This is a genomic window from Streptomyces pseudoechinosporeus (assembly GCF_054783935.1).
Genome location: NZ_BAAGPS010000001.1, coordinates 167,584 through 194,479, shown reverse-complemented (window position 1 = coordinate 194,479; position 26,896 = coordinate 167,584). Strand labels below are relative to the sequence as shown.

General features: G+C 69.1%; 26 protein-coding genes and 7 tRNA genes. 23 read left to right on the top strand and 10 right to left on the bottom strand.

Annotated elements, in window-relative coordinates; all coding sequences use genetic code 11:
• Positions 1 to 138 precede the first annotated feature (138 nt).
• Entirely contained in the window at positions 139 to 1,371 is a 1,233-nt protein-coding gene (gene cobA / locus ACYVO6_RS00885) for a uroporphyrinogen-III C-methyltransferase (RefSeq protein WP_461056436.1), read from the top strand.
• A 64-nt stretch (positions 1,372 to 1,435) separates the two neighbouring features.
• On the top strand, positions 1,436 to 2,254 hold the full coding sequence (locus tag ACYVO6_RS00880; RefSeq protein WP_461056435.1) for a TrmH family RNA methyltransferase: 819 nt from the start codon (positions 1,436 to 1,438) through the stop codon (positions 2,252 to 2,254).
• Between the two features lie 4 nt (positions 2,255 to 2,258).
• Here ACYVO6_RS00880 and ACYVO6_RS00875 read toward each other — a convergent pair whose 3' ends face one another.
• A complete protein-coding gene (locus tag ACYVO6_RS00875) occupies positions 2,259 to 3,620 on the bottom strand; it encodes a serine/threonine-protein kinase (RefSeq protein ID WP_461056711.1) in 1,362 nt (453 codons plus the stop codon).
• A 196-nt stretch (positions 3,621 to 3,816) separates the two neighbouring features.
• Between ACYVO6_RS00875 and ACYVO6_RS00870 the strand changes: the two genes are divergently transcribed.
• The 4 genes from ACYVO6_RS00870 to ACYVO6_RS00855 all read left to right on the top strand — a co-directional run bounded on the left by ACYVO6_RS00870 (position 3,817) and on the right by ACYVO6_RS00855 (position 6,162).
• Positions 3,817 to 4,092, top strand: coding sequence for a hypothetical protein (locus ACYVO6_RS00870; RefSeq protein ID WP_033324869.1), 276 nt, complete (start codon positions 3,817 to 3,819; stop codon positions 4,090 to 4,092).
• A gap of 244 nt (positions 4,093 to 4,336) precedes the next feature.
• Positions 4,337 to 4,546 carry a hypothetical protein gene (locus tag ACYVO6_RS00865; protein ID WP_461056434.1) on the top strand — a complete coding sequence of 70 codons (210 nt, stop codon included), beginning with the start codon at positions 4,337 to 4,339 and terminating at the stop codon, positions 4,544 to 4,546.
• 298 nt (positions 4,547 to 4,844) lie between these two features.
• Positions 4,845 to 5,795, top strand: a complete 951-nt coding sequence (locus ACYVO6_RS00860) for a phosphotransferase (RefSeq protein ID WP_461056433.1) — start codon at positions 4,845 to 4,847, stop codon at positions 5,793 to 5,795.
• A 73-nt stretch (positions 5,796 to 5,868) separates the two neighbouring features.
• On the top strand, positions 5,869 to 6,162 hold the full coding sequence (locus tag ACYVO6_RS00855) for a TFIIB-type zinc ribbon-containing protein (protein WP_033324873.1): 294 nt from the start codon (positions 5,869 to 5,871) through the stop codon (positions 6,160 to 6,162).
• Between the two features lie 62 nt (positions 6,163 to 6,224).
• Here the strand turns inward: ACYVO6_RS00855 and ACYVO6_RS00850 are convergent.
• The 5 genes from ACYVO6_RS00850 to ACYVO6_RS00830 form a co-directional block, all read right to left on the bottom strand.
• A tRNA-Val gene (locus ACYVO6_RS00850) sits at positions 6,225 to 6,299 on the bottom strand.
• A gap of 30 nt (positions 6,300 to 6,329) precedes the next feature.
• Positions 6,330 to 6,401: transfer RNA gene (locus tag ACYVO6_RS00845), tRNA-Val, on the bottom strand.
• Between the two features lie 22 nt (positions 6,402 to 6,423).
• Positions 6,424 to 6,495: transfer RNA gene (locus tag ACYVO6_RS00840), tRNA-Val, on the bottom strand.
• 1 nt (position 6,496) lies between these two features.
• Positions 6,497 to 6,570, bottom strand: a tRNA-Cys gene (locus tag ACYVO6_RS00835).
• Between the two features lie 38 nt (positions 6,571 to 6,608).
• A tRNA-Gly gene (locus ACYVO6_RS00830) sits at positions 6,609 to 6,681 on the bottom strand.
• 156 nt (positions 6,682 to 6,837) lie between these two features.
• Between ACYVO6_RS00830 and ACYVO6_RS00825 the strand changes: the two genes are divergently transcribed.
• The 3 genes from ACYVO6_RS00825 to ACYVO6_RS00815 are packed head-to-tail and all read left to right on the top strand — an operon-like array spanning position 6,838 to position 9,524.
• On the top strand, positions 6,838 to 7,902 hold the full coding sequence (locus tag ACYVO6_RS00825) for a chorismate-binding protein (RefSeq protein WP_461056432.1): 1,065 nt from the start codon (positions 6,838 to 6,840) through the stop codon (positions 7,900 to 7,902).
• The gene (locus ACYVO6_RS00820; RefSeq protein ID WP_461056431.1) at positions 7,899 to 8,720 is read left to right on the top strand and encodes an aminotransferase class IV; all 822 of its coding nucleotides are present in this window, start codon (positions 7,899 to 7,901) and stop codon (positions 8,718 to 8,720) included. Before ACYVO6_RS00825 ends, ACYVO6_RS00820 begins: the two co-directional genes overlap by 4 nt.
• Before the next feature lie 54 nt (positions 8,721 to 8,774).
• Entirely contained in the window at positions 8,775 to 9,524 is a 750-nt protein-coding gene (locus tag ACYVO6_RS00815) for a GNAT family N-acetyltransferase (RefSeq protein ID WP_461056430.1), read from the top strand.
• Between the two features lie 185 nt (positions 9,525 to 9,709).
• Here the strand turns inward: ACYVO6_RS00815 and ACYVO6_RS00810 are convergent, their stop codons facing one another.
• Entirely contained in the window at positions 9,710 to 10,234 is a 525-nt protein-coding gene (locus tag ACYVO6_RS00810) for a DsbA family protein (protein ID WP_461056429.1), read from the bottom strand.
• A gap of 241 nt (positions 10,235 to 10,475) precedes the next feature.
• Here ACYVO6_RS00810 and ACYVO6_RS00805 point away from each other — a divergent pair, with 241 nt between their 5' ends.
• Both ACYVO6_RS00805 and ACYVO6_RS00800 read left to right on the top strand, forming a co-directional pair.
• Positions 10,476 to 10,931 carry a hypothetical protein gene (locus ACYVO6_RS00805; protein ID WP_461056428.1) on the top strand — a complete coding sequence of 152 codons (456 nt, stop codon included), beginning with the start codon at positions 10,476 to 10,478 and terminating at the stop codon, positions 10,929 to 10,931.
• 221 nt (positions 10,932 to 11,152) lie between these two features.
• Entirely contained in the window at positions 11,153 to 11,305 is a 153-nt protein-coding gene (locus ACYVO6_RS00800; protein WP_461056427.1) for a hypothetical protein, read from the top strand.
• Between the two features lie 41 nt (positions 11,306 to 11,346).
• On the opposite strand, the gene ACYVO6_RS00795 is transcribed toward ACYVO6_RS00800, so the two are convergent.
• Together ACYVO6_RS00795 and ACYVO6_RS00790 are read right to left on the bottom strand one after the other, a co-directional pair.
• Entirely contained in the window at positions 11,347 to 11,904 is a 558-nt protein-coding gene (locus ACYVO6_RS00795; protein ID WP_461056426.1) for a CGNR zinc finger domain-containing protein, read from the bottom strand.
• A gap of 341 nt (positions 11,905 to 12,245) precedes the next feature.
• Positions 12,246 to 12,659, bottom strand: coding sequence for an SsgA family sporulation/cell division regulator (locus ACYVO6_RS00790; RefSeq protein ID WP_003959770.1), 414 nt, complete (start codon positions 12,657 to 12,659; stop codon positions 12,246 to 12,248).
• A 191-nt stretch (positions 12,660 to 12,850) separates the two neighbouring features.
• On the opposite strand from ACYVO6_RS00790, the gene ACYVO6_RS00785 reads away from it, so the two are divergent.
• From ACYVO6_RS00785 to ACYVO6_RS00745, 9 genes are all read left to right on the top strand, one after another.
• On the top strand, positions 12,851 to 13,285 hold the full coding sequence (locus tag ACYVO6_RS00785; protein WP_461056425.1) for a TIGR02611 family protein: 435 nt from the start codon (positions 12,851 to 12,853) through the stop codon (positions 13,283 to 13,285).
• A 68-nt stretch (positions 13,286 to 13,353) separates the two neighbouring features.
• Positions 13,354 to 13,425 (top strand) — tRNA-Val (locus ACYVO6_RS00780).
• A 1,282-nt stretch (positions 13,426 to 14,707) separates the two neighbouring features.
• Positions 14,708 to 15,997, top strand: a complete 1,290-nt coding sequence (locus tag ACYVO6_RS00775) for an ABC transporter substrate-binding protein (protein ID WP_461056424.1) — start codon at positions 14,708 to 14,710, stop codon at positions 15,995 to 15,997.
• The gene (locus ACYVO6_RS00770) at positions 15,997 to 16,998 is read left to right on the top strand and encodes a carbohydrate ABC transporter permease (protein ID WP_461056423.1); all 1,002 of its coding nucleotides are present in this window, start codon (positions 15,997 to 15,999) and stop codon (positions 16,996 to 16,998) included. Before ACYVO6_RS00775 ends, ACYVO6_RS00770 begins: the two co-directional genes overlap by 1 nt.
• A complete protein-coding gene (locus ACYVO6_RS00765; RefSeq protein WP_461056422.1) occupies positions 16,995 to 17,894 on the top strand; it encodes a carbohydrate ABC transporter permease in 900 nt (299 codons plus the stop codon). Before ACYVO6_RS00770 ends, ACYVO6_RS00765 begins: the two co-directional genes overlap by 4 nt.
• Before the next feature lie 10 nt (positions 17,895 to 17,904).
• The gene (locus ACYVO6_RS00760; protein ID WP_461056421.1) at positions 17,905 to 18,504 is read left to right on the top strand and encodes a hypothetical protein; all 600 of its coding nucleotides are present in this window, start codon (positions 17,905 to 17,907) and stop codon (positions 18,502 to 18,504) included.
• A gap of 87 nt (positions 18,505 to 18,591) precedes the next feature.
• Positions 18,592 to 21,342: an exo-rhamnogalacturonan lyase family protein gene (locus ACYVO6_RS00755; protein ID WP_461056420.1), complete on the top strand. Its 2,751-nt coding sequence runs from the start codon at positions 18,592 to 18,594 to the stop codon at positions 21,340 to 21,342.
• A gap of 101 nt (positions 21,343 to 21,443) precedes the next feature.
• Positions 21,444 to 21,902: an SRPBCC family protein gene (locus ACYVO6_RS00750; protein ID WP_461056419.1), complete on the top strand. Its 459-nt coding sequence runs from the start codon at positions 21,444 to 21,446 to the stop codon at positions 21,900 to 21,902.
• 39 nt (positions 21,903 to 21,941) lie between these two features.
• Positions 21,942 to 22,013 (top strand) — tRNA-Val (locus tag ACYVO6_RS00745).
• Positions 22,014 to 22,088: 75 nt separating this feature from the next.
• Here ACYVO6_RS00745 and ACYVO6_RS00740 read toward each other — a convergent pair.
• Positions 22,089 to 22,814: an exonuclease domain-containing protein gene (locus tag ACYVO6_RS00740; protein WP_461056418.1), complete on the bottom strand. Its 726-nt coding sequence runs from the start codon at positions 22,812 to 22,814 to the stop codon at positions 22,089 to 22,091.
• 178 nt (positions 22,815 to 22,992) lie between these two features.
• Here ACYVO6_RS00740 and ACYVO6_RS00735 point away from each other — a divergent pair, with 178 nt between their 5' ends.
• From ACYVO6_RS00735 to thrS, 3 genes are all read left to right on the top strand, one after another.
• Entirely contained in the window at positions 22,993 to 23,559 is a 567-nt protein-coding gene (locus ACYVO6_RS00735; protein ID WP_461056417.1) for a DUF4365 domain-containing protein, read from the top strand.
• On the top strand, positions 23,556 to 24,779 hold the full coding sequence (locus tag ACYVO6_RS00730) for a hypothetical protein (RefSeq protein WP_461056416.1): 1,224 nt from the start codon (positions 23,556 to 23,558) through the stop codon (positions 24,777 to 24,779). Before ACYVO6_RS00735 ends, ACYVO6_RS00730 begins: the two co-directional genes overlap by 4 nt.
• A gap of 96 nt (positions 24,780 to 24,875) precedes the next feature.
• Positions 24,876 to 26,852, top strand: coding sequence for a threonine--tRNA ligase (gene thrS / locus ACYVO6_RS00725; RefSeq protein WP_461056415.1), 1,977 nt, complete (start codon positions 24,876 to 24,878; stop codon positions 26,850 to 26,852).
• The last annotated feature ends 44 nt before the right edge of the window (positions 26,853 to 26,896 follow it).

Genomic DNA, 26,896 nt, shown 5'->3' with positions numbered 1-26,896 from the left:
GGAAGGGGCGGGCTTGGGGAAAGAAAACCCACCCACCCCAGCCACCAACCACCCCGCACCTTAAAATCCGCATGTCAGGGGCGCTCCAGAGCCGCAGGGCCCCGCCCCAGCACCGCCCGTACAGGGAGCCGCACCTCCATGGCCGAACACCCCGCCTACCCCGTAGGCCTCCGCCTCACCGGCCGCCGAGTAGTAGTCCTCGGCGGCGGTCAGGTCGCCCAGCGCCGCCTCCCGGCCCTGATCGCAGCAGGCGCGGACATCCACCTCGTATCCCCCGAAGCCACCCCCTCCGTAGAGGCAATGGCAGACGCAGGCGAGCTCACCTGGGAAAAGCGAACCTATGAGGAGGGCGACCTGACCCAGGCCTGGTACGCCCTCATCGCCACCAGCGACCAGGAAGCGAACACAAGGGCCTCAGCCGAGGCAGAAGCCCACCGCGTCTGGTGCGTACGCTCCGACGACGCGGACGCGGCCACAGCCTGGACGCCCGCGACCGGCCACAGCGAAGGCGTCACCGTAGCCGTCCTCACCACGAACGCCCGAGGCCGCGACCCCCGCCACACCGCCGCCATCCGCGACGCGGTGGTCGAAGGCCTCCGCGACGGCACCCTCGTAGCCCCGCACCACCGCACCCGCACACCCGGAGTCGCCCTGGTCGGCGGCGGCCCCGGCGACCCGGACCTGATCACGGTCCGCGGCCGTCGCCTCCTCGCCGAGGCCGACGTGGTCATCACCGATCACCTGGGCCCACGCGACCTGCTCGCGGAGCTGCCGTCGAGCGTCGAGGTGATCGACGCGGCGAAGCTGCCGTATGGGCGGTTCATGGCCCAGGAGGCCATCAACAACGCGCTGATCGAGCACGCCAAGCAGGGCAAGTCGGTCGTACGGCTCAAGGGCGGCGACCCCTTCGTCTACGGGCGTGGCATGGAGGAAGTCCAGGCACTGGCCGAGGCCGGCATCCCCTGCACGGTCGTGCCCGGCATCTCCAGCTCGATCTCGGTCCCGGGCGCCGCGGGCATCCCGGTCACGCACCGGGGTGTCGCCCACGAGTTCACCGTGGTCAGCGGTCACATCGCCCCCGACGATGAGCGCTCCCTGGTCGACTGGCCGTCCGTGGCCCGGCTGACCGGCACACTGGTGATACTCATGGGGGTCGGCACGATCGGGAAGGTCGCCGCGACGCTCATCGCGCACGGCAAGTCCCCGGACACGCCCGTTGCCCTGGTCCAGGAGGGCACGACGGCCGCCCAGCGCCGGGTCGACGCGACCCTCGAAACGGTGGCCGAGGCCGTAAGCGCCCAGGACGTGAAGCCCCCGGCGGTCATCGTCATCGGCGACGTGGTGAACGTAGGCCCGGACATCTCCGCGTAACCCGGGGTAACCCAACCCTGTCCGAGCCGTTGGCACCGCACCCAGGACAAGGCAGTATCACCCTGTGGCCGATCTCATCACCGTTGAGGAACCCGACGATCCGCGCCTGCGCGACTACACGGGCCTGACCGACGTCGAGCTGCGCCGCAAGCGCGAGCCCGCCGAAGGCCTGTTCATCGCCGAGGGCGAGAAGGTCATCAGACGGGCCAAGGGCGCCGGTTACGAGATGCGCTCGATGCTGCTCTCCGCCAAGTGGGTCGACGTCATGCGCGACGTCATCGACGAACTCCCGGCCCCGGTGTACGCGGTCAGCCCCGAGCTCGCCGAGCAGGTCACCGGCTACCACGTGCACCGCGGCGCCCTGGCCTCCATGCAGCGCAAACCGCTGCCGACCCCCGATGACCTGCTCCAGACGGCTCGCAGGGTGGTCGTCATGGAGTCGGTCAACGACCACACCAACATCGGCGCGATCTTCCGCTCCGCCGCCGCCCTCGGCATGGACGCGGTCCTCCTCTCACCGGACTGCGCGGACCCGCTCTACCGCCGCAGCGTGAAGGTCTCCATGGGCGCGGTCTTCTCCGTCCCGTACGCGCGTCTCGACACCTGGCCCAAAGGCCTGGAGACGGTCCGCGAGGCGGGTTTCGGTCTCCTCGCGCTCACTCCGGACGAGAAGGCCAAGAGCCTCGACGAGGTGGCCCCGCATCGGATGGACCGGGTCGCCCTGATGCTGGGCGCGGAGGGCGACGGCCTGTCCACCCAGGCCCTGGTGGCCGCGGACGAATGGGTTCGCATCCCGATGGCCCACGGCGTCGACTCGCTGAACGTGGGCGCCGCCGCCGCGGTCGCGTTCTACGCGGTGGCGACGGGCCGTCCTCAGCCCTGAGGAACTACGGGGCCTGTGGAGCCTTCGGGTCCATCTCGATCGTTGATTCGTGCCGCTCGGACATCAGCTGCTGGTCCAGCGGTGTGAACTCCGGCTGTACGTGCTCCTGTTGCCGCTGCTCTCGTACGCCGTCACCGCCGAGCCCGCGCTCCGGTCCCTGGCAACCTTGCGCGGCCGCGATCCCGAGCGCCACCAGCAGCGTCACCACGACGAACACGAAGAGCCGCTGTCGCAGCAGTCGCGGGTTGGCGGGCCGCCGTCCGGCTCCGGTGCTCCGCGGACCCGGACGCCCGGCACCACTGCGCGGCGCTGTGGGCCTGCCGCCCGACGAGCGGGTCGAGTTGCCCCGTGACGACACCGGCCGCGCACCGTTCCGCGACGGCGTGCTGTTCCGTGGCGGCGTACCGTTCCGCGGAGGCGGGGGAGTGCCCTGCGTACGCCGCTGGGTGCGCTGGTCCGGGTGGTTCTCGGTGAGCCGCCCCGTCGGCCGGTCGGCCTCGCTCACGCGCGGCGCGGGTGGCCGGGCGGCACTGAGCCCCTGCGCCTCACGGGACGCGATCTCCTTGAGCCGCAACGACAGTTGAAGCGTGCTCGGCCGCTCCTCCGGATCCTTCGCCAGACAGGCCTGTACGAGAGGGGCCAGCGCGTCCGGCACGCCCTTCAACTGCGGCTCCTCGTGCACCACCCTGTAGAGCATCACTTCGGAACTGCCGTGCCCGAAGGGCGAGTCGGTGGTCGCCGCGTACGCCAGCGTGGCGCCAAGGGCGAACACATCCGTGGCCGGCGTGACGGCGGCACCCCGCACCTGCTCGGGCGCGAGGAAGCCGGGCGACCCCACCGCCGTACCGACGTGCGTGAGCGTGCTCGCTCCCGTCGCCCAGGCGATGCCGAAGTCGATGATGCGCGGCCCCTTCGGGGACAGCAGGATGTTCGACGGCTTGAGGTCCCGGTGCACGACACCGGCCTCGTGCACGGCGACGAGCCCCTCGGAGAGGGCGGCGCCGACGGCCGCGACCTCGGCCGCGGAGAGCGGCCCCTCCTCGGCGACCTTGTCGTGCAGCGAGGGCCCGGGGACGTACTGCGTCGCGAACCACGGACGGTCCGCTTCCAGATCCGCGGCGACGAGCCGGGCCGTACACCCGCCCCGGATCCGCCGCGCCGCCGACACCTCGCGCGCGAACCGCGACCGGAATTCCTGGTCCTCCGCCAGATCCGGCCGGATCACCTTCAGTGCGACTCGCTGGCCACGCCGGTCGGAGCCCAGATAGACAACGCCCATCCCACCCGCGCCGAGCCGTCGATGGATCTTGAACGAGCCGACGACACGCGGGTCCTCGCGCCTCAGGCGCATCATCGCCATGTCCATCCCCGCTGCCCGGTCCGTTTGACGTGGCACAGCTTACGTTTCCGTGGCCGGGTGCGCGCAGAGGCCGCGCCCTCGCGGCCCGGCCGATTGTCAGTGCCGGGTGCGAAACTTGAAAGATGGTCAGGGGACGGGCGAATACAGCGGCTTTGGGCTGCCGGGATCCCCAACCATCGGTCGCAGAAGGGGGATTGGGCCCGTGAAGGGTGATCGAGTGGAGATAGTCGTGGACGCCGGAGACACGACGCGCACCTACGAGGTGGTGGCGAGCCGCGCGGGGCGCCGGGTGGAGACGGCGGTCCGTAGGGGAGTCGTGGAAGTGAGCGAAGTCACCCGCAGCGGAGGGGTGGTCCGAACGGCCCGCTTCATGGCGAACAGGGTGCTGGCCCTGGTCGAACAGCCCGTGCCCAGGGAGGACAGCTCGGAACAGACGGGGCAGACCGGACGTCCCCTCCGGGAAGACCCCGAGACCTAGGACCTCGTCTCCACCCAGGGGAGTACTCCGCAGGTCACCGCTCATCCTCCGGGAGGCCCGGCAATCGATACGACGGCATGACGCCCCAGGGGCCCCGCCCACCTAGATTTGAAGTCAAGCGGCGGGTGCAGCACTCGTCCCCCGAGGTCAGACACCCGCCGCTGCCAGACAGCAGGAGATCAATCAGCAACAAGAGCTTCATCAACAGCAAGAGCTTCATGAACAGAAGGTCAGGAGAGGGACCATGGCGGACACGGCATCGCGGACGATGATCCGCACGCGGGGACACAGGGCGCACAGCGCCGCGTTCGGTACCCGCCGGGCCGGCCAGCGCCACCCCTTGGTGGCGACGGCCATGGTCCTTCCCCTGGCGACCCTGCTCGTGGTCGTCTTCGGCGGCTGGGAAGCAGTGGTCACACAAGCGTCGTCCGTGGGCGTGATGCTGGGGCGCTGAGCGGCGCCCCAGGCCCGGAAGAGCGGTCCGGGCGGGGACATCCGGCCATGAAACCCCGTGGGGACGGGGGTGCGGCGGACGGCACAAATGCCCGCGCAGCTGGGGAGCTGCGCGGGCGTTTTTGTGCGCTGTCTTTTGCGCCTAAACCGGCGCCGCTCTCGCGGACCTGGTTGCTCGCCGTTGTGGTTGCTCAATTGATGGTTGCGGTTCGAGGACTGTTTGCTGCCTGCGTACGCTCACGGGGTTGCCCCGGGCGTACGGGGTTGAGCCGGCTACGTACGACCTCAGGGGGATCCGAGTGACCGCAGACGTGCTGCCCACCCTCACCGCGAAGGTACGCGCCGCGGTGCACCCGGGTGCGAGTGTCTGCGTCTGCGGCACCGATGTCTCCTCCGTGCTGGCCGATCGGCCCGACGGCACCGTCGTCCGGCATGCGGACACCGTGGCGAAGGCGCACGCCCCCGGCACCGACCCCGGCGAGCTCGCGGCGCGTATGGCCGTCGCCGCGCACCCGGCCCTCGACGGCGTCCTCCTGGCGCCGCTCGGCCCGGGCGCCGCCGAACTGCACGGCCGCCTGGTCACGTTCTGGCCGTACGGCACCCCCGTGGACCCCGAAACCCCCGAAGCGGCCCCCTGGGAGGAAGCCGCCACCCTCCTCGCCCGCCTCCACCGGACGCCCGAAGCCGTACTCCCGTCCGGCCTCCCGCCGATGCGCGGCCCGGCGAAGGCGGCCCGAGCCGTCGCGCGGCTCCGGGCGGCGGGCCCGCACCCCGCTGCCGGACCGGTCCTGCGTGCCTGGTCCGTCCTGCCCGCCTGGGCGAGGAACGAGGCCCCGATGACGTACGCGCACACGCTGTGCCACGGCGACCTCCATCTGGGCCAGCTGGTCCGCGACCCGGGCGGCGCCTGGCTGCTGATCGACATCGACGACCTCGGCCGGGGCGATCCGGCATGGGATCTGGCTCGCCCCGCCGCCTGGTTCGCCTGCGGCCTGCTCCCGCCCGACGAGTGGACCCGCTTCTTGACGGCGTACCAGAAGGCTGAGGGCCCCGCGGTCTCCGTGGACACCGATCCCTGGCCCGCCCTGGACGTCCCGGCCCGCGCCCTCACCGTCCAGACGGGGGCCCAAGCGATCGCGAAGGCGACGGCGGCCGGCCGTGCGCTCGACGAGGTGGAGGTGGCGGTGATCGACGCCTGTGACCGAATGTCCGCACACCCGCCGGAGTTGGCGCCGGGTTTCCCGACGTAGGGTGCAACCGACCGAAGCCGGGCAGTGTCTGTCCTGGCGAAGCAGTACCGACCGGCGAGGAGTTGAGCCGACCATGCAGTGTCCGAAGTGCCGTGCGCCGATGCACACGTACAACCGCAATGGCGTCCAGATCGAGCAGTGCAGCGGCTGCCGCGGGATCTTTCTCGACTACGGCGAGTTGGAGTCGCTGACCCGCCTGGAGTCCCAGTGGCAGCAGCCCGCGCCGCCGCCCCCGGCCGCTCCGGCGGCCCCGCAGGCCTACCCGGCCGCGCCCGCTCCCGCGTGGGGCGCCCCGCACGGCGGCCATGGCGGTCACTACGGCCACAAGCGCCAGAAGAGCTTCGGCCACATGCTCTTCTCCTCCTGACCACGTCCGAGGAGCACGCACGACGAAGCCCCCGGCCGTACGAGACGGCCGGGGGCTTCGGCTGGTGCGCGATACTGGGATTGAACCAGTGACCTCTTCCGTGTCAGGGAAGCGCTCTCCCGCTGAGCTAATCGCGCGGGTGGGACCTGCTGGTGGTGCGTAGTGCGTGCGCGATACTGGGATTGAACCAGTGACCTCTTCCGTGTCAGGGAAGCGCTCTCCCGCTGAGCTAATCGCGCGGGATCCGGTGAACCGGACCAGTGGACGATACTGGGATTGAACCAGTGACCTCTTCCGTGTCAGGGAAGCGCTCTCCCGCTGAGCTAATCGTCCTTGGAGGTGGAGACGGGATTTGAACCCGTGTAGACGGCTTTGCAGGCCGTTGCCTCGCCTCTCGGCCACTCCACCAGGGGCGTGGGGTTCGGGAAGATCCCCCACTTCCTGCGAGCGGACGACCAGGTTCGAACTGGCGACCTCAACCTTGGCAAGGTTGCGCTCTACCAACTGAGCTACGTCCGCTTGTCTGTTCCGCTCCGCACGCGCGGGTTGGTGACGTGTTGAACTCTAGCGGATTCCGGGGCCAGTACAAAAACGCGTTTGTGCAGCGTGCTGCGGTGCGCCCGCCGGACGACACAGCCGGGGCACCCGCTCAGCGCCCGCCATAGACTCGCACCTGTGCACGACCTCCCAGCTCTCGCCCGCTTCGGCCCTCTCGTCGCGACCGGACTCCTCGACGTCACGAGCGACCCCGCGGCGCTGGACTCAAGTGGCTTCTGGGCCGTCTCGGCGGACTTCGAGGGGCGCCTGGTGTGTGCGCGCCTCCGGGACGTACGCCATGAGCCGGTGCCCGCGCCGGTGCCGGGGCAGTGGCGGGGGCCGGCGATGGACGACTGGACGTCGTCGCTCGACCGCGCCGCGTACACGGCGGGCGTACGCCGCATCCGCGAGCACATAGCGGCCGGCGAGGTCTACCAGGCGAACCTCTGCCGGGTGCTGTCCGCGCCCATCGCCCCGGACGCCGACGTGGACGCGCTCACCGCACTGCTCGCTCGCGGCAACCCGGCGCCGTATGCCGGAACGATCCGCCTCCGCGACCACAGCGTCGAAACAGCCACCGCGTCCCCCGAACTCTTTCTGCGCCGAGAGGGGCGGATCGTCGAGTCGGGCCCGATCAAAGGCACCGGACGCACCGAGGCCGACCTCCTGGAGAAGGACTACGCCGAGAACGTCATGATCGTGGACCTGGTCCGCAACGACATCGGGCGGGTCTGCGCCACCGGCTCGGTGACCGTGCCCGACCTGTGCGTCGTGGAGAAGCACCCAGGCCTCGTCCACCTCGTCTCGACCGTGCGCGGCGAACTGCGCGAGGGCGCGGGCTGGCCGGAGCTGCTGGAGGCGACGTTTCCGCCCGGCTCCGTCACCGGCGCCCCCAAGTCCAGCGCCCTGCGGATCATCGAGGCCCTGGAGACGGCGCCTCGCGGCCCGTACTGCGGCGGCATCGGCTGGGTGGACGCCGACCGCGGGACCGGGGAACTGGCCGTCGGTATCCGTACGTTCTGGATGGACCGGTCCGCCAACGCCGCGGCAGTGCTGCGCTTCGGCTCCGGCGCGGGTATCACCTGGGGGTCCGACCCCGAGCTCGAGTGGCGCGAGACGGAGCTGAAAGCCGCCCGCCTGCTGGCTGTAGCGTCGGGGGCGTACACAGGGGCGTACGACGCAAGCGGAGGGATCTTCACGTGAAGCTCTGGCTCGACGGTGGGCTGCGGGACATCGAGTCGGCCCGTGTCTCCGTCCTCGACCACGGACTGACCGTGGGCGACGGCGTCTTCGAGACCGTCAAGGCGGTCGACGGCCGGCCGTTCGCGCTCACCCGCCATCTCGACCGGCTGGCCCGCTCGGCGCACGGCCTCGGGCTGCCCGAGCCCGGCCTCGACGAGGTGCGCCGGGCCTGTGCCGCCGTCCTGGACGCCAACCCTATGCCGCTGGGCCGCCTGCGGATCACGTACACCGGGGGCCTCTCCCCGCTCGGTTCCGACCGCGGCGAGCACGGGCCGACCCTCGTCGTTGCCCTGGGCGAGACCAGCCGTCGCGCCGACTCCACCGCCGTGATCACCGTGCCCTGGACCCGCAACGAGCGGGGCGCGCTCGCCGGCCTCAAGACCACGTCGTACGCCGAGAACGTCGTCGCCCTCGCCCGCGCTCGCGAACAGGGCGCGAGTGAGGCGTTGTTCGCGAACACCGTGGGGCAGCTGTGCGAGGGCACCGGGTCCAATGTCTTCGTGGTCCTCGACGGCGAGATCCACACCCCGCCGATCGCCTCCGGCTGCCTCGCGGGCATCACGCGCGCGCTCACCGTCGAGTGGACCGGCGCCAAGGAGACCGACCTGCCGCTGGACGTCCTGGAACGCGCCGACGAGGTCTTCCTGACCTCGACCCTGCGCGACGTACAGGCCGTGCACCGGGTCGACGCGCGCGAACTCCCGGGTGCGCCCGGGCCGGTGACCTCCAAGGCCATGCGGATCTTCGACGAGCGGGCGGGCGACGACCTCGATCCATAAACGCCCCATGTATTCGGCTGACGCCAGTAATCCACGGCGGGTACAACACCCCTGATGACCACCACCCTGCGGCCGACCGAGCCGCTTCAGCGCCAAGCTGACGAGGCGCTGTCACGCCACTACAAGGTCTGCGTGAACAGCCGTCCCGTCGGTGCGATACACCTCGCCACCCACCCCCTCCTCGGGCCGTCCGTCGCGCAGATCCGAGAGCTGGGGATCGACGAGCCGGACCGTCGGCGAGGGCGCGGCACCGTGGCCGCGCTCGCCGCCGAGGAGGTGGCGCGCGGCTGGGGCTGCCGGCGGATCGAGGTATCGGTGCCCGGCGCCGCCGAGCCTGCGCTGCGGCTGGCCACGGCGCTCGGTTACGTGCCGCGCGAGCACACCATGGAGAAGCGGCTCGACGGCATTCCTCCCGTACTGCCCGCCGGCAGCCGGGGCCGACCGACGACGGAGGCCGAGGCACGCGCCAGGTCCGAGCAGGATCACGCCACTTCGCTGCCGGCCGGACTCACCACCGAGGACATGGTGTTCAGCGTCCTGGAACACGAGGGAACGCCGGTCGGCACGCTGTGGCTGGGGGCTCGTGGCGGAACGGCATTCGTCCTCGACGTCGAGACCGACGAACGGTACCGGGGCCAAGGACACGGACGTACGTTGATGCTGCTGGCGGAGGCACAGGCGATCGCCGCCGGACGGACCGGGATCCGTATGGATGTCCCCGCGGGGAACATCCCGGCCGAGCGGCTCTGTGAGTCACTCGGCTACGAGACGATCACGTACGTCCTCCGCAAGGACCTGCTTTGAAGTTCTCTCCCGGACGAATCCGGGAGATTCTCCCCTGGATCGCTCCGGGGAGTTTGACAGGTCATGCCTGTCCGGCGACGACCCTCCCGGCCGCCGGAGCAAGTACGTGACTTGCTCGGGTTGTTGGGGACTTGTGTTGTCGTCCCCACCGGTGCGGCGAGCGTACGCAGGTGCTGCCGTGGGGCTCAGGCCTCCTGCCCGGCCAGCAGCCGGTCCACGATCTCCTCGATGCGCTCGCGCAGCCCTTCCTGGCTCTTGCCGCCGTCGAGGCGCTCGCCGTCGATGACGTACGTCGGCGTGCCGGTCACGCCGATGGCCTTGCCCTCGGCCTGGTCGGCGTCGACGATCAGGATGTGCCGGCCGTCGATCAGGGCCGTGTCGAACTCCTCGGCGTCCAGACCGAGTTCACGGGCCACCTCGACCAGGAAGGGTTCTCCCTTACGGTTCAGCTCCTCGACGCGGCCCAGCACCGCCTCGACGTACGGCCAGGCCTGTCCCTGTTCCGCGGCCTCCTCGGCGGCCTGCGCGGCCGCGAACGCGTGCTTGTGCTTCTCCAGCGGGAAGTGCCGCAACCGCAGCTCCAGCCGGTCGCCGTAGCGGGCGCGCAGCGCGCGCAGGTCGTCGAGGGCGCTACGGCAGTCGGGGCACTGGAGTTCGCACCAGACGTCCAGGACGGGGACGGCGGGGTGCGCGGGGGAGGAGTTGCTCATGCCACCAGTCTCCCAGCCGTGGCCGATGAGGCCCAAACCGTGGCCGGAGAGGCCCGAACGGGGACCTTCGAGGGTACGGAACGGGTACCTACGGGGGTACGGAGGGACCGGGCCCTGAGGAGGACCCGACCCGGAGATGTCCCTGAGGTCTGCCCGGACCATGGCATACCGGGCACGGTGCGGTGCAGGATGGAAGGGACGAAGCGACCCTGCCCGAGCGAGTCCTGCCCTGGAGGACCGGATGATTGCCGAGACCGTCTGTTCCGCCGTCTCCGCGGCAGGCCTGGGTATCGCCGCGGTCACCGCGTATCGCAAGCGTTTCCTCGCGGCGGCTCGCCTGGCCGCGTACTCGTTGGTGCCCCTCGGCCTGGTGATGACCGGGGCCGTGGAATGGGCGGCCGACACCGCCTTCAGCCCGGTGGCCTGGGCGGGCTTCGGTGTGCTCGGCGCCTCGTGGCTGCTGTTCACGACCACGCGGGCCGTCGAGCGCCGCGGCGGCGGGACCCGTAAGGAACGCAGGGCGGCCCGGGCCGCGCAGCGCGAGGCGGTGGCCCCCTCGGCCTCGGCGCCCTCGCTGGGCCCGGCGAAGAGTCCGGCGACCCGTTCCGAGTCCAAGACCAAGGCCAAGCCCCGCGCCGCCGAGCCGGGGGACGACTTCAGCGACATCGAAGCCATCCTGAAGAAGCACGGCATATGACGCGCGTATGACGCCGGGAGCAGGGCATATGCCGCTCTGAAACGACACAGTGAGCCGGGCGGTGCGCGGAGGGATACAGTCCGGGATGCACGCCGGAATCCACGTCTGAGCGGTCTATCCCAGATACTGGACCGTCACATCACGGATTTCGGCTAAATCCCCCATATTTCGGGCGTGTTGATCGCGTCGAGGCTCTCGGCTGCGTCATCATCGCCCGCGAGATGCTGGACACAACACAGAGCGACACCGCCGCACCCGAAGAGGAGCGGCGAGGTTGTCTCTTCGCACTTTCCCAGCCACCGCTGATGATCTTCCTTGCGGTGATCGGCTGTCTGCTGCTCATGGCTTCGCTGCACGATCTGCTGCTGCTCTGAGCCGTATGCGGAGTCCCTGGCGCCACCCGCCGAGGACTCCGTCAGCCCGCCGCCTCCTTGCGTCGCGCCCGGTAGGCGGCCACATGCAGACGGTTTCCACAGGTCCGGCTGTCGCAGTAGCGGCGGGAGCGGTTGCGGGAGAGATCTACGAAGGCATGCCGGCAGTCGGGCGCCTCGCAGCGTCGCAGCCTGTCCTGTTCACCGGCCACCACGAAGAACGCCAGCGCCATCCCGCAGTCGGCGGCGAGGTGATCCGCGACGGACGCACCGGGTGCGAAGTAGTGCACATGCCAGTCGTAGCCGTCGTGGTCGGTGAGCCGTGGCGTGGTGCCGGCCGCGGCAACCAGCTCGTTGATCAGCACGGCGGCGGCCCGGGCATCGGGCGCCGCGAAGATCCCGCAGAACCGGCTGCGGATCTTGCGTATCGCCGAGAGATCGAGCTCGGACAGTGACACGACATCGCTGATGTCGTGCTTGCGTACGAACTCGTCCAGATCCGCGACGCTCGCGAGCCCGTCCGCCGTGTCGTCCTCCGGTGCGGTGTTCACCAGATCGACCACGATGTCGAGGGCGCACCGGGTGTCGTGGGTGATCAGCACGTTTCGCTCCCTGGCCTGGGGTCGGGCGGGCGCCCGCCGGTGCTGGCCGATGCTAGCGGCTCCGTGACACGGGGGACTCGGCGCCATCCATGCCGAGCGGCCGGATGGGCAGAGCCGGTACGTGTCCTGGTGTCGAGCGTACGTTTGACCGGGGTCGGGGGCACGCAGGCGTTGGGTCGCACTTGGGGCATGCACGCGTTCGTCCATGCCTGGGAGTACGCACGTCGACGCCGCCTCCGCGGAATCCGCGGCGACGGCGCCGGTGTATACCGTATGGGCTGTCCGAGCCCGTGCCGTCTCCCCGAGTGGACGGCGCCGGGCGGCTTGTGCGGGGCCTCGTCCTAGCTTTCGGCCAGGATGTGCGAGAGCTCCGTGTCGAGATCGAAATGGCGGTGCTCCGTGCCCGGGGGGACGGCGGCGTCCGTTCGCTTCAGGAACGACTCCAGGGCCCGCGCCGGGGCCTCGAGCAGAGCCTCCCCCTCCGGGGAGCTCAGGGCAATGCACACGACGCCCTGACCGTGACTGCGGGACGGCCAGACACGGACGTCGCCCGTGCCGGTGGGCCGGTGCAGTCCCTCGGCGAGGAGATCGCGGGCGAACACCCACTCGACGGTTTCCTCGGCTCCGGTGTGGAAGGTGGCGTGCACGGCGTAGGGATCGGCCGTGTCATACCGCAGTCCTGCGGGAACGGGCAGTGAGGACTCGCTCGACACAACGAGGCGCAGGTGCAGCTCGCAGCTGACCGTGGTGTTCATAAGCGCCAGGGCCTTTCGCTCAGTGTGCGCTCGGGGATTCGCACGTCGGCGAAATCGACATGCCACCCACGGTGCCGTTGTAAACCCCTCTGAGTGTTTTGCGTGTCTTTAGGTAGCTCATCCGGCCGAGTGTGCGTTCGTCGACTACGACCATTTCAGCGACTGGTTTGTGTCCGGTAGGGTTTGGCCGTATGAATACGGGGAGTGACGAAACGGGGGAGGCCGTCGTGGCGGCCGATGAGACGAAGAGCGAGTCGGCGCTCGGATCGCGTGCGCCGGAATTCATCAAGGCGCGACGCATGCTGCACCTGAGCTGGCAGGTGGGCGTGTTCGTGGTGGGCCTCGCGGTCGTGGTGGCCGGCGTGATCATGCTGCCGCTGCCCGGGCCGGGCTGGCTGGTGATCTTCGGCGGCATGGCGATCTGGGCCACCGAGTTCGTCTGGGCGCAGCTGGTGCTCCGCTGGACGAAGCGCAAGGTCACAGAAGCGACGCAGCGGGCGCTCGATCCCAAGGTGCGCAGACGTAACATCATCCTGACGACGATCGGTCTGGTGATCGTCGGGGTGCTGGCGGGGATCTACTTCTATCGGTTCGGCTTCGTGATGCCGTGGAAGATCAAGGAGTAGCGGTGCTCCGCGTGCTCGGCGGGCTGTCGGAAGCACCCCCTGACATGGGGTAATGTTTTCCTACGTCCGGGCGATTAGCTCAGCGGGAGAGCGCTTCGTTCACACCGAAGAGGTCACTGGTTCGATCCCAGTATCGCCCACGAGTGCGAGGGCGACCCATGTCTGCGGAAGGCGCGGACCGGGTCGCCCTCGTCGTTTTTGCGCGGCTTCGCCGCGCGAGGCGGGGGCTTCGCCACCCGCACCCCCATGGGGTCCGTTGAGGTGAGCGCTTTAGTTCGCCTGGTGCCCCAGAAGGTCCACCGGCGCGAGATCGCACCGGGTGGAGGCGGCGGAGGGCTCCGCTACCTGCGTACGCATCCTGGGCATCTCGGATGGGCCGGGGCTTCCAGCAGCCACAGGCCAGGTCGTACGTCCCTGATGTCGGCCGAGGCGGCGGAAAGCGGCGAAGGCTTGCGGTTCGGGGCTGCTCGCAGGCGCCTGACCAGGGTCTACGGATCCCATCCTGGACGCACCCGAGCCACACCTGGACGTGCGCCATAGGTTCCGTCGCGCAGAGCCCGCGTCTTGGCTCGCGCCGCCCGGCGTTGCCGCCGGAGACCTGCCGCGCTGCCCGGGCCGACGCCTCGGCCCGCGACTGTCGCGTACGGCTCCCCGTCCGGGCGCTGCCCGGCCCGCTGCGGCCGCCCCGACCCTCCGCCGTCTCACCGGGCGCCCGCCCACCGCCCGGTCATTCTCAGGCCGCGTCCCGCACGTGGTGTGCGGCGGTGGCCCACGGGGAGGTAGATCTGCGGATGCTACAGATCTCTCGGATGTGTCATACCCACAGCCGGTACCCCGTGTCCACGGACGTGACCTTGTGGGTCGCCGCGCGGCTGAGGTGTGCCGGGCCGGCTCGGGGCGTAACACCAAATGGCAGATCCGGGTCACCCAATCGCCGCCCCCCGCCTCCTGGCCAGCCATTTTCCTGGCTGTCTCTGGCTCGGATCTGCCACTTGTCCCCAGCCCTCGCCGTCGGCCTTCGACCAGGACCTGGCTCCATCGCCCCGCGAGTCATGGAGCCGACTCGCTACACCTCTTCGCGTTCGCGGGACCGCGACCACCTCCCCGCGCCCACTCTCGATGCCCGCCTCGCTTCCCGATCACCCGTCAACTCCCCAGCCCGCCTCTGACTTTCCTCCCCACCCTCCTCAACTTCCGCAAGCCACCCACCGTTCGACCGGTCGACCTCACCCACCCCACCTGCATAGTCGTCCAACACTCCAGCCCCACCACCCCCGTTCATGCCGTCGCGCGAGCGACCCCGTCCACATCAATTCCTGTCCGAGTCATTGACGTGCCCGGAGGGCCTCCGTAACTTGTGCCAGCAAGCGCTTACTTGAAACGATTCATGGGGCGGACGCAACGTCGCGGGGAGGCTCAACCATGCAGCAGAACAGAAAAGTTGAGAGGCGAACGATCCTCAAGGCGGGGGGAGCCTCACTGGCCGCGCTGGGGCTGGGGGCAACGGCGACGGCCTGTGGGGGCGGGAGCGGCGCCGGGGACGGGACGGTGACGATCCGTTACGCGTGGTGGGGTGCTGAAGACCGCGCCAAGCGGATCAATGAAACCATCAAGCTCTTTGAAAAGAAGTACCCGAAGATCAAGGTGAAAACGGACTTTCAGCCCTACCTCGACTTCTGGAAGAAGTTCAATACCCAGGCCTCCGGCGGCAATCCGCCCGATGTCTTCCAGAACGCCATCGGATTCCTGCGCAAATACGACGCGAAGAATGTGCTGCTCGATCTCAGCGAGCAGGTCAAGGCGGGCAACCTCTCCATGGACGGTTTCCGCGCCGGTCTGGAGAAGTTCGGCGAGGTCGACGGCAAGCTCCTCGGCGTGCCGGTCGGCTCCAACTCGATGGCCCTGGTCATCGACAAGCCCGTCTACACCAAGGCCGGCGTGAAGCCGGAGCAGGGCTGGACCTGGGACGACTTCGATGCGGCGATGAAGAGCATCCGTGACAAGGCGGGTCGCTCCGGCGACAGCGGTATGTACGGCGTCATGTACCTCTACGACCTGTATCTGCGCCAGAACGGCAAGGCGTTCTTCACCGAGGACGGCCTCGGGTTCACCGAGGCGGACCTCAAGGACTGGTGGACCAAGGCCGAGAAGGGTGTGGAGTCGGGTATCTACACCGACCCGAAGAAGGTCGCCCAGATCAAGCCCAAGTCCGCGGTCGCCGCGGAGCTCGCGGGCGGTGAGTTCACCTGGGACAACTTCACGGTTCGTTACACCGCCGAGGGCAAGAGCGAGTACGGCCTCGCCCCGATCCCGACCACGGACGGCAAGAAGACCGGCCAGTACCTCGGCTCCCTCATGCTCAGCGGTTCCAAGCGCACTCAGCATCCCAAGGAAGTCGCCCAGTTCATCGACTTCATGGTGCATGATCCCGAGGTCGCCAAGATCATGGGCTATGACCGCGGTGTGCCCGCGACGCAGGCCCAGTTCGACGCGTACAAGCCGACCGACCCGGTCAACAAGGAGATAGCCGCCTACGAGGAGTCCCTCGTCGCGGCGGGCGTCCTGGAGCCCATCACCCCGCACCCGAACGGCGCCGACATCTGCGAGGCCGCCTTCCTGCGTATCGCCGAGGAACTCGGCCTGGGCAAGCGGTCGGTGGACGACGCCGTCAAGCAGTTCTTCACCGAGTCGAAGACGGCTCTCAGCAGCTGATGGGAACCACCGTGACACACGCCCCTGCGATGGAGGACCTGTCCAAGGACTCCGAGCCGCGGCACGGTCCGGTGAAATCCCCGCGCCCCGCCGAACTCAAGCGGCGGGGCCGCCGGGAGAACCTGGCCGGCTATCTCTTCATGTCCCCCTGGATCGCCGGATTCCTGCTGCTCACAGCGGGCCCGATGGTCGCCTCGCTCTATTTCGCGTTCACCGACTACAACCTGTTCGACTCGCCCAAGTGGATCGGCCTCGACAACTTCTCCGAGATGTTCGGCGACCCACGCTGGCGTCACTCTGTGCGGGTGACGATCTGGTACGTCATCGTCGGTACGCCGCTCAAGCTGCTCGCCGCCCTCGGTGTGGCCCTGCTCCTCGCCCAGAAGCGGCGCGGGCAGGCCTTCTACCGGGCCGCGTTCTACGCGCCGTCGCTGATCGGGGCGAGCGTCTCCATCGCCATCGTCTGGAAGGCGATCTTCTCTGACGACGCGATCGTCGACCGTACGCAGAAGATCTTCGGGGTGAACGTCGGCGGCTGGACCGGCGACCCGGACATGATCATCTACAGCCTGGTGGCGCTCACCGTCTGGCAGTTCGGCGCCCCCATGGTCATCTTCCTGGCCGGCCTCAAGCAGGTCCCGCAGGAGTTGTACGAAGCGGCCGAGGTCGATGGGGCGGGCAAGCTGCGGCGGTTCTGGAACATCACGCTGCCGATGATTTCCCCGGTCCTCTTCTTCAACGTCCTTCTGGAGACCATCCACTCCTTCCAGATCTTCAGCTCCGCGTACATCGTGGGCGGTGGCGCCGGAGGCAACGCCTGTGGTCCCGCGGACGGTTCGATGGTCTATACCTGTTACCTCTACGTCCAGGGCTTCGAGAACAGCCGGATGGGCCTGGCGTCCGCCATGGCCTGGATGCTGCTGGTCGCGGTCGCCCTGGTGACGGCGGTGCTGTTCTGGTCCCAGAAGCGCTGGGTGCACTACGAGGAGGGCGCCTCATGAGCGCGCAGGTCACAGAGATCACGCCGACTCAGGGGCAGTCGACGAAGGCGGGCAACTTCCGGCGCAGGCTGCCCGGTTCGCTCGCCTGGCACATCGGGTCCCTGGCGATCCTCGCGGTCATCCTCTACCCGGTGATCTGGGTCATCGGCGGATCCTTCAAGAAGAGCGAAGACATCGTCGGTAGCCTGGACCTCTTCCCCAGCTCCCCGATCATCTCCAACTACACGGGCCTCACCGAGGGCATCGCGGACATCTCGATCTCCACGTTCTTCCTCAACTCGCTTTTCCTCGCGGTCGGTTCGGTGATCGGGATCGTGATCTCGTGCTCGCTGACCGCGTACGCCTTCGCGAAGATCAAGTTCGCGGGCCGCAACCTGATGTTCACGCTGATGATCGGCACGCTCCTGCTGCCGTACCACGTGCTGCTCATCCCGCAGTACGTGCTGTTCCGCAACATGAACATGATCAACACGTACACGCCGCTCCTGCTGGGCAAGTACCTCGCCATCGAAGCGTTCTTCGTCTTCCTGATGGTGCAGTTCATGCGCAACCTGCCCAAGGAGCTCGACGAGGCCGCCCGCCTCGACGGCTGCGGGCACTTCCGCATCTACTGGTCGATCGTGCTGCCGCTGTGCCGTCCGGCCCTGATCACCAGCGCGATCTTCACCTTCATCAACTCCTGGAACGACTTCATGGGCCCGCTGATCTACCTCAACGAGCCCGACAAGTACACGGTCTCGCTCGGCCTGAAGATGTTCGTCGACCAAGAAGGGCTGGCGAACTACGGCGGCATGATCGCCATGTCGCTCGTCGCCCTTCTGCCGGTTCTCGCCTTCTTTCTGACCTTCCAGCGCTATTTGATCGACGGCATGGCGACGTCGGGTCTGAAGGGCTGAGGTGCGCAGGATGAGCCAGGCATCTGCCAAGACACGCGGTACGCCGCGGGAGTCCGTCTTCGCCGAGCGGTTCGCGCTCTTCGCCGAGTGTCTGCTGACGGGCGTGTGGATCGCGGTGGCCTCGCTGCCCGTGGTCACCTACCCGGCCGCGTTCGCCGCCGGGGCGCGGCATCTGCGGCGTCGTACGGACCATCAGGGCGGCGGCTGGCGGGAGTTCGTCGCCGACTTCCGGGCGGCCGTGCGTCGCGGGTGGGTCGTCGGCGTCGCAGGCTGGGTCGCGGCCGTCGCGGTCTGGGTGGACGTGCAGGCCGTACGTGCCGGGATCCCCGGCGGGCCGCTCGTCGGCGCCGTCGGGATGTTCGCCCTGATCGGACTGGTCGTCGCCGGGATGCGTGCGGCGGCGGTCTGGGAGCCCGGGGCGTCGTGGCGGGTGCTGCTCGGGGCTGCCGGACGCCGTACTGTCCTCGATCCTGCCGGGTCCTTTCTGCTCGTCGGCGGACTGGTCGTGGTGGCCTGCTCCGCCTGGTTCGTCGCGCCGCTCGCGGTCCCCGTCCTGGGGGCCGTCGCGGCGGCGGCCCTCGCCGTGGAGGCGCGCGGTCGGCGCCGCTGAGCGGCCGCAGCTCAAACAAGGTCGGCGCCCCGGCGTCGTATCTCTCTCTGTCATGCCCCTGACTTCCCCGCACGGAAAGGAAAGGCCATGTCTCCCATCCCCCGCAGGTCCCTCCTCAAGGCCGCCGCAGTCGCCGGCGCCGCCGCCCAGTTCAGCTGGGCCTTGGGCACCCAAGACGCGCAGGCCGCGCCCAGAGCCGAGCCGGGCGACGCCGACCCGGTGACTCTGGACTGGCTGGAGGAGGGCGGACTCGGCGCCGCCCCTGGCTCCACGGTGGGCGTGCCCTGGCCGAAGGGCGCGTACGACAAGGACCAGACGTTCGCGCTGAAGGACGCCGACGGCAAGGAGGTGCCGGTCCAGTCCTGGCCCATCGGCTACTGGCCGGACGGCTCGCTGAAGTGGACCGCGCACGCGGTCGGCACCGGCGTCGGCTCCGGGAAGCTCACGCTCGCCGCCGGTGCGCCCGCAGCCCCCGAGAAGAAGGTCACCGTCGACAAGAGCGGCGGCACCATCGACATATCGACCGGTGTCATCACCGCGAAGATCGGCAAGAGCGGCTCCACGCTCATCAAGTCCGTCACCCGCGGCTCCACCGAGATCGCCAAGAACGGCCGTCTCGTGCTGCTGCGCCAGCCCGAGATCGAGGACGGCGACCAGGGCACGCAGAAGTGCGACCGGTTCGAGAGCGCCATCTCCAAGGTCGAGGTCGAGCAGGACGGGCCGGTCCGCGCAGTCGTCCGCATCGACGGCAAGCACCGTAAGGGCGACCGGAGTTGGCTGCCGTTCTCGATCCGCCTTTACTTCTTCGCGGGCGCCGAGTCGTTCCGCATGGTGCACACCATCACGTTCGACGGGAAGCAGGAGCCCGGCAAGGCGAGCGGCGACTTCATCCGCGGGCTCGGCGTCCGCTTCACCGTGCCGATGCGGGACGCCGCGTACGACCGGCACATCCGCATCGGCGGCGAGGGCACCGGTCTGCTGCGCGAGGCCGTCAAGGGCATCACCGGGCTGCGGCGCGACCCGGGGGCGGCCGTCCGCACGGCCCAGTTCGAGGGCAAGAAGCTGCCCGACCCGTCCACCTGGGACCAGCGGGTCACCACCCGGCTCCAGTACATCCCCGAGTGGGGCGACTACACCCTCTCGCAGCTCTCCGCCGACGGTTTCGGCGTGCGCAAGCGCACCAAGAAGGGCCACGGCTGGATCCCCGCGGGCGGCGGCCGGCGGGCCAGCGGCTTCGGGTACGTCGGCGGCGCGTCCGGCGGATTCGCCTTTGGGCTGCGGGACTTCTGGGAGAAGTTCCCCGCCCAGCTCGACATCCGCAATGCCCAGACAGACGAGGCCGAGGTCACGATGTGGCTCTGGTCGCCCGAGGCGCAGCCCATGGACCTGCGCTTCTACCACGACGGCATGGGCCAGGACACGTACCCCGAACAGCTCGAAGGCCTCAACATCACCTACGAGGACTACGAACCCGGCTTCGGCACCCCCTACGGCATCGCCCGCACCAGCGAACTCCTCTTCTGGGCCCATGAGTCCACGCCGAGCGCCGAGCAGATGGCCAAGCAGGTAGAGGCCGTACGCACCCCGGCGCAGCTCGCCGCTCCGCCGGGGCACCTCATCAAGGCGGGCGTCTTCGGCAAGCTGTTCTCCGAGCCGGACCGCTCCACGGCCGCCAAGGCGAAGATCGAGGACCACCTCGACTTCCTCTTCACCTATTACAAGGATCAGGTGGAGATGCGCCGTTGGTACGGCTTCTGGGACTACGGCGACATCATGCACAGCTACGACCCGAGCCGTCACCAGTGGTGTTACGACGTCGGAGGCTACGCCTGGGACAACTCCGAGCTCTCGCCCGACCTGTGGCTCTGGTTCGCGTACATGCGCTCCGGCCGCGCCGACATCTTCCGCTTCGCCGAGGCCATGACCCGGCACACCGGCGAGGTCGACGTCTACCACCTCGGCGAGTGGGCGGGCCTCGGCACCCGGCACGGCGTCCAGCACTACGCGGACAGCGCCAAGCAGCAGCGCATCGCCAACACCACCTACCGCCGCTACTACTACTTCCTCACCGCCGACGAACGCGTCGGCGACCTCATGCACGCCAACGTCGACTCCGACGAGACGTTCCTCGTCCTCGACCCCATCCGTAAGATCCGCACCGAGCCCTACACCCCCGACCGCAACGCCCTCTCCATCGGCTTCGGTACCGACTGGAGCGGCCTCGTCTCCGCATGGCTCACTGAGTGGGAACGGCGCGGCCCCAAGTGGGAGAAGGCCAAGGCCAGGGTTCTGTCCACCATGGAGACCATCGCCGCCCAGCCCAACGGCTTCGTCCAGGGCAACGCGCTGTACGACCTGGACACCGGCAAGTTCGCCGTGGACAAGGAAGCCAAGGTCAGCGTCTCGCACCTGTCGGCGATGTTCGGCCTGGTCGAGCTGAACGCCGAGCTCATCGACCAGATCGACATGCCGAAGTTCAAGGAGGCGTGGCTGGACTACTGCCGCTACTTCAACGCCACCAAGGCGGAACAGGCCGCCCGCTACGGCTCCAACTTCGGCAACCTGCTGCTCTTCCAGGGCCACTCACGCCAGGACGCTTACGCCGCCGTCCAGTTGGGCGACGACAAGCTGGCCGCGCGGGCATGGCGGCAGTTCTACAACAGCGCCGACCCCTGGGACTACAAGGAGTCCACCGACTGGTCCACGAAGAAGATCGAGGGCCCGACCGCCCTGGTGCCCGGCAGCGAGGCGGCGTGGGTGTCCACCAACGCGACGGCGCTGTACGGGCTGGCGGCGATCCAGAACCTGGCGCTGGTCGGCGACAAGATCCCGTCATGACGGTCGCCTGACGCAACCTCCCCAGCTCCTCCCGCACTCGCCGCGCGCAACGACCGGCGAGTGCGGGAGGCAACCACCGGGTCAGTGGGCAGACTCGGGCCATGGACTGGACGTACTACCGCTTCCGCAGTCTGTGGGTACTCGGCGCCCCGGCCGACGACGTGTACGACGTGCTGGCCGACGCCGAGAACTACCCCCGGTGGTGGCCGCAGGTCCGTGAGGTGACGCGGATCGACGACCGCAGCGGGACCGTCCGTATCCGCTCGCTGCTCCCGTACGACCTGGTGTTCACCGCGCGGGAGGTGCGCCGCGACCGGGCGGCCGGGGTCCTGGAGATCGCGATGACGGGCGACGTGGACGGCTGGGCACGCTGGACGCTCTCGTCCGACGGTCCGGGCACGCGCGCCCGCTACGACCAGGAGGTCCATGTGACCAAGCCCCTGTTGCGGCGCCTCGCCGTGCCGGGGCGGCCGGCGTTCCGCGCCAACCACGCGCTGATGATGCGGGCGGGGCGGCGCGGGCTGGCCGCGTACCTGCGTGAGCACCGACAAGCCGTTTGAAGGAAACCGCCGTCGACCTGTATGGTTCAGTGCGTTCCCGGGCGATTAGCTCAGTGGGAGAGCGCTTCGTTCACACCGAAGAGGTCACTGGTTCGAACCCAGTATCGCCCACCCGGAGACAGCCGGTCCGTCACAGACGGACCGGTTTTCGCATGTCAGGGCTTGTGCCGGGACCTGCTCCAGGGCTTACGCCGCCGCCGGGAGTTCCGGTCGCAGAGGCCACGCCGGGTCGACCGCCTCCTCCGTGCCGCTGCGTGCGAACCACGCCTCCAGGCCGCGGGCCTGAGCCGCGTGCCACACCGCCTGCAGCGTGTGCAGTTCGGCCGGTGAGAGCCGCTCCAGGCGGGCCGCGAAACGACGCCCCACCGCGCGTACGACGTCCATCGCGGCGAGCGCGTCGGCCGCCGCGTCATGGGCGCCCGTCAACTCCACGTCGTAGTGCGCGCACAGGTCGGTCAGCGTGCGGCGGCCCTTGCGGTAGCGGTCCAGGTGTTTGTCGAGGACCCGCGGATCGAGCACGCGCAGCGGCACGGTCTCGAACCAGTGATGCAGCGACGACGCCCGATGCCGGCGCAACTCCCGGTCGAGCAGCGTCAGATCGAACGGCGCGTTCATCACCACGAGCGGGCGTCCCGCCGCGCTCTGCTCGGCCAGCTCCCTCACTATCTCGTCCATCACCGGCGACGGCCAGCGGCCGTTGCGCTGCAGGTGATCCTCCGTCAGACCGTGTACCGCCGTTGCCCCTTCGGGCACCGGAACGCCCGGATTGACCAGCCAGCGGCTCACCCGCGGCCGGCCTCCGGAAGCGTCCTGGACGACGACGGCGGCCGACACGATCCGGTCGGTCTCCACGTTCACACCCGTCGTCTCGGTGTCGAACGCGGCCAGTGGCCCTTCGTACCAGCACGTCATACGCACGCAACTCCTCATTCACCCTCGGCAGTTGACGCACCGTCTACGCCGCCCTCTGCCCGATTCGGTGATACCCGTACTGTTTGCGCCGTACGCCGGGAGGAGACAACAGAGATACGGGTCTTTGCAGTTCAGCGGCCCGTCGCGGGGATTCACCGGTTTCGGAAGGCTGTTGGAGATGGCCATCGCGCAGCCCGAACAGGGCGGGCTGCTGCCTCAGCGGACAACACCGCATCGCGGCACACTCGCCACCACCGCCTGCATGGAGACACTGCAGGTCGGTTATCTGCACGCGGTCGCGGCGGCCGCGGGCTGTTCCCTGTCCCAGCCCTTTCCGGACAACGGCATCGACTGGCACGTCAGCCACAGCGCCCCCGGGCACACGGTCGACGACGAAGTCACCATCAAGGTGCAGCTCAAGTGCACGTACCAGATCCCGCCGAACCCCCCGGGCCCGGCCTTCTCCTTCACGCTCGACAACGCCCACCTGGAGAAGCTCGCCCGCAGCCCGGTCTCGGTGCACAAAATACTGGTCGTGATGCTCGTGCCCAGATCCCAGGACGACTGGCTGCGCGCCAGCCACGACCGGCTCGACCTGCGGCACTGCTGCTACTGGATCAACCTCGCCGGACATCGCATCACCGGCCGGCGCAGGACCACCGTGCGGATACCGACCTCGCGCATCTTCGACGACCGGGCACTCTGCGAGATCATGACGCGGGTCGGAACGGGAGGCAGACCGTGACGCACCGCCCGACCGACGAACCGGCACGACCAGCCAGGCCCCACCCAGTGGAGCCGCCTGACCAGTGGGACCAGCCACCCAAGCCCGACCAGGTCGACCCCGCCGTCCTCAGCGCGCTGCTGCACCGGCACGGCTGGCAGCGCCGCGGCGGAGCCGCCGGACGGTACGGCCGCTGGACCCCACCCGGGCCCGGCGGCGCCGGCACCAGCCTGCTCGTGCCGGAGAGCCGGGCGTTCCCCGACAGCGAGGACCTCCTCGGCGAGGCCCTTCTCGCGCTGTCGCGCAGCGGCTCGCCCTCCGCACGCGACGTCCTGGTCGGCCTCGCCGTGCCCAGCGACGAGATCCGCTGGTGGCGCGACGTACCCACCGGGCCCTTGGGCGCCGCGGCGTGGACCGTGGAGGAGCAGCTGCGCAAGGCCGCCCGCCACATGCTCCTCGCGGGCGCCCTCGCGGCACGCGCGCGTGCGGGCTATTACGGCGCCCGGCACCGCAGGCCCGCCGCCGCGTCCCTGGAGAACGTGCTCGTCGGAGCCGCGCCGGGCGGCCGTCAGCTCACCGCCTTCGTGCCCGTCGCCACCGGCCGGCCCCTCGCTGTCCGGCTCCACCAGGCGGTGTACGCGGCCCGCGAGGCCATCGACTACCAGCGCGCCACCGGCGGCATGGACGCCTTCGACGGCGCCGTTGAGGCGGGCGTCAGCTATGAGCTCACGGAGGCTCTCGTGGCCCTCGTGAAGGGCACGGAAGGCGCCCGGATCGCCGTCGAGTGGGCGCCCGCCGCCGGAGTTCCCGAAGGCTGCGCGACGCCCGCCGAACCCGTCGAGTTCTCACCCGGCGACCTGCCCGTCCTGCGCGAGGCCGGCGCCCGCTATCTGCGCGAGGAGCCGTCCGTGGCGGTGCGGATCACGGGCGCGGTGGTACGGATGCGCAGGTCGGCGCCGCGCGGTGACGGCACCGTTCGGCTGCGGGTCATCGCGGGCGCCGAGGTCCCGCACGTACGGATGACCCTCGACGAGGAGGCGTACCGGATCGCGGGCCATGCCCATCTGGTGGGGCTGCCGGTGCGGGTACACGGGCGGCTGGAGAGCCGGGGCGGCTTCCGGCGGCTGACCGGGGCGTCCGGGGTCGCGCCCGTGCAGGTGGACGAGGCGGAGCGGGACCGGCTGATGAAGTCGCTCCAGGAGAACCTTGATTTCTTTGAAGAGGCGTGCGGCGGGGACTGAGACGGGACGGTTTCGCGGTGAGTGCCCCGGCCTCGGTACGATTCCTGTCTGCGCGCGCAGTTGCGCGCGCACCCACCCTTCAGTCAGGAGAGACCGGTGTCAGACGTCCGTGTGATCATCCAACGCGATTCCGAGCGGGAAGAGCGCGTGGTGACGACGGGCACTACGGCCGCCGAACTCTTCGCCGGAGAGCGCACCATCGTTGCCGCGCGTGTGGCGGGCGAGCTGAGGGACCTCGCGTACGAGGTGAAGGACGGCGAGACCGTCGAGGGCGTCGAGATCTCCTCCGAGGACGGTCTGAACATCCTGCGACACTCCACCGCGCACGTCATGGCGCAGGCCGTGCAGGAGCTCTTCCCCGAGGCCAAGCTGGGCATCGGTCCGCCGGTCAAGGACGGCTTCTACTACGACTTCGACGTGGAGAAGCCGTTCACGCCCGAGGACCTCAAGGCCGTCGAGAAGAAGATGCAGGAGATCCAGAAGCGCGGTCAGCGTTTTTCGCGGCGTGTGGTGACGGACGAGGCCGCGCGCGCGGAGCTGGCTTCGGAGCCGTACAAGCTGGAGCTCATCGGGCTGAAGGGCTCGGCTTCGTCGGACGACGGCGCGGACGTCGAGGTGGGCGCCGGTGAGCTGACCATCTACGACAACATCGACGCCAAGACCGGCGACCTGTGCTGGAAGGACCTCTGCCGGGGTCCGCACCTGCCGACCACCCGGAACATCCCGGCGTTCAAGCTGATGCGCAACGCTTCGGCGTATTGGCGCGGCAGCGAGAAGAACAAGCAGCTTCAGCGCATCTACGGCACTGCCTGGCCGTCCAAGGACGAGCTGAAGGCGCACCTCGAATTCCTCGCCGAGGCCGAGAAGCGCGACCACCGCAAGCTGGGCAGCGAACTCGACCTGTTCTCGATTCCTGAGCAGATCGGGTCGGGGCTGGCCGTCTTCCATCCCAAGGGCGGTGTCGTCCGCCGGGTCATGGAGGATTACTCGCGTCGGCGCCACGAGGAAGAGGGGTACGAGTTCGTCTACACCCCGCACGCCACCAAGGGGAAGCTCTTCGAGACCTCGGGGCACCTGGACTGGTACGCGGACGGTATGTACCCGCCCATGCAGCTCGACGAGGGCGTGGACTACTACCTGAAGCCCATGAACTGCCCGATGCACAACCTGATCTTCGACGCGCGCGGGCGTTCGTATCGTGAACTGCCGCTCAGGCTCTTCGAGTTCGGGACGGTGTACCGGTACGAGAAGTCGGGCGTCGTGCACGGTCTGACCAGGGCGCGCGGCTTCACCCAGGACGACGCGCACATCTACTGCACGCGCGAGCAGATGGCCGACGAGCTCGACAAGACGCTGACCTTCGTGCTGAATCTGCTGCGGGACTACGGCCTGACCGACTTCTACCTGGAGCTGTCGACCAAGGACGAGACCAAGTTCGTCGGCTCGGACGAGGCATGGGAGGAAGCCACCGAGACGCTGCGGCAGGTGGCCGAGAAGCAGGGCCTCCCGCTGGTCCCGGATCCGGGCGGCGCCGCCTTCTACGGGCCGAAGATCTCCGTGCAGGCGCGCGATGCCATCGGCCGTACTTGGCAGATGTCGACGATCCAGCTCGACTTCAACCTGCCGGAGCGCTTCGAGCTGGAGTACACCGGGCCCGACGGCTCCAAGCAGCGGCCGGTCATGATCCACCGGGCTTTGTTCGGCTCCATCGAGCGGTTCTTCGCGGTGCTCCTTGAGCACTACGCGGGGGCGTTCCCGGCGTGGCTGGCGCCTGTTCAGGCGGTTGGTATCCCGGTTGGGGACGCGCACGTGGAGTACCTGCAGAAGTTCGCCGCGGAGGCCAAGAAAAGGGGGCTGCGCGTCGAGGTCGACTCGTCCTCGGATCGCATGCAGAAGAAGATCAGAACGGCACAGAAGCAGAAGATCCCGTTCATGATCATCGTCGGTGACGACGACATGAACGCCGACACGGTGTCGTTCCGCTACCGCGACGGTTCGCAGGAGAACGGCATTCCCCGGGACGAGGCGCTGGCGAAGCTCGTGGATGTGGTGGAGCGCCGGGTCCAGGTGTGATCCCGGCCCTGCCGCAGCGGGGTTCTGGCCCCCGGGTTTTCCCC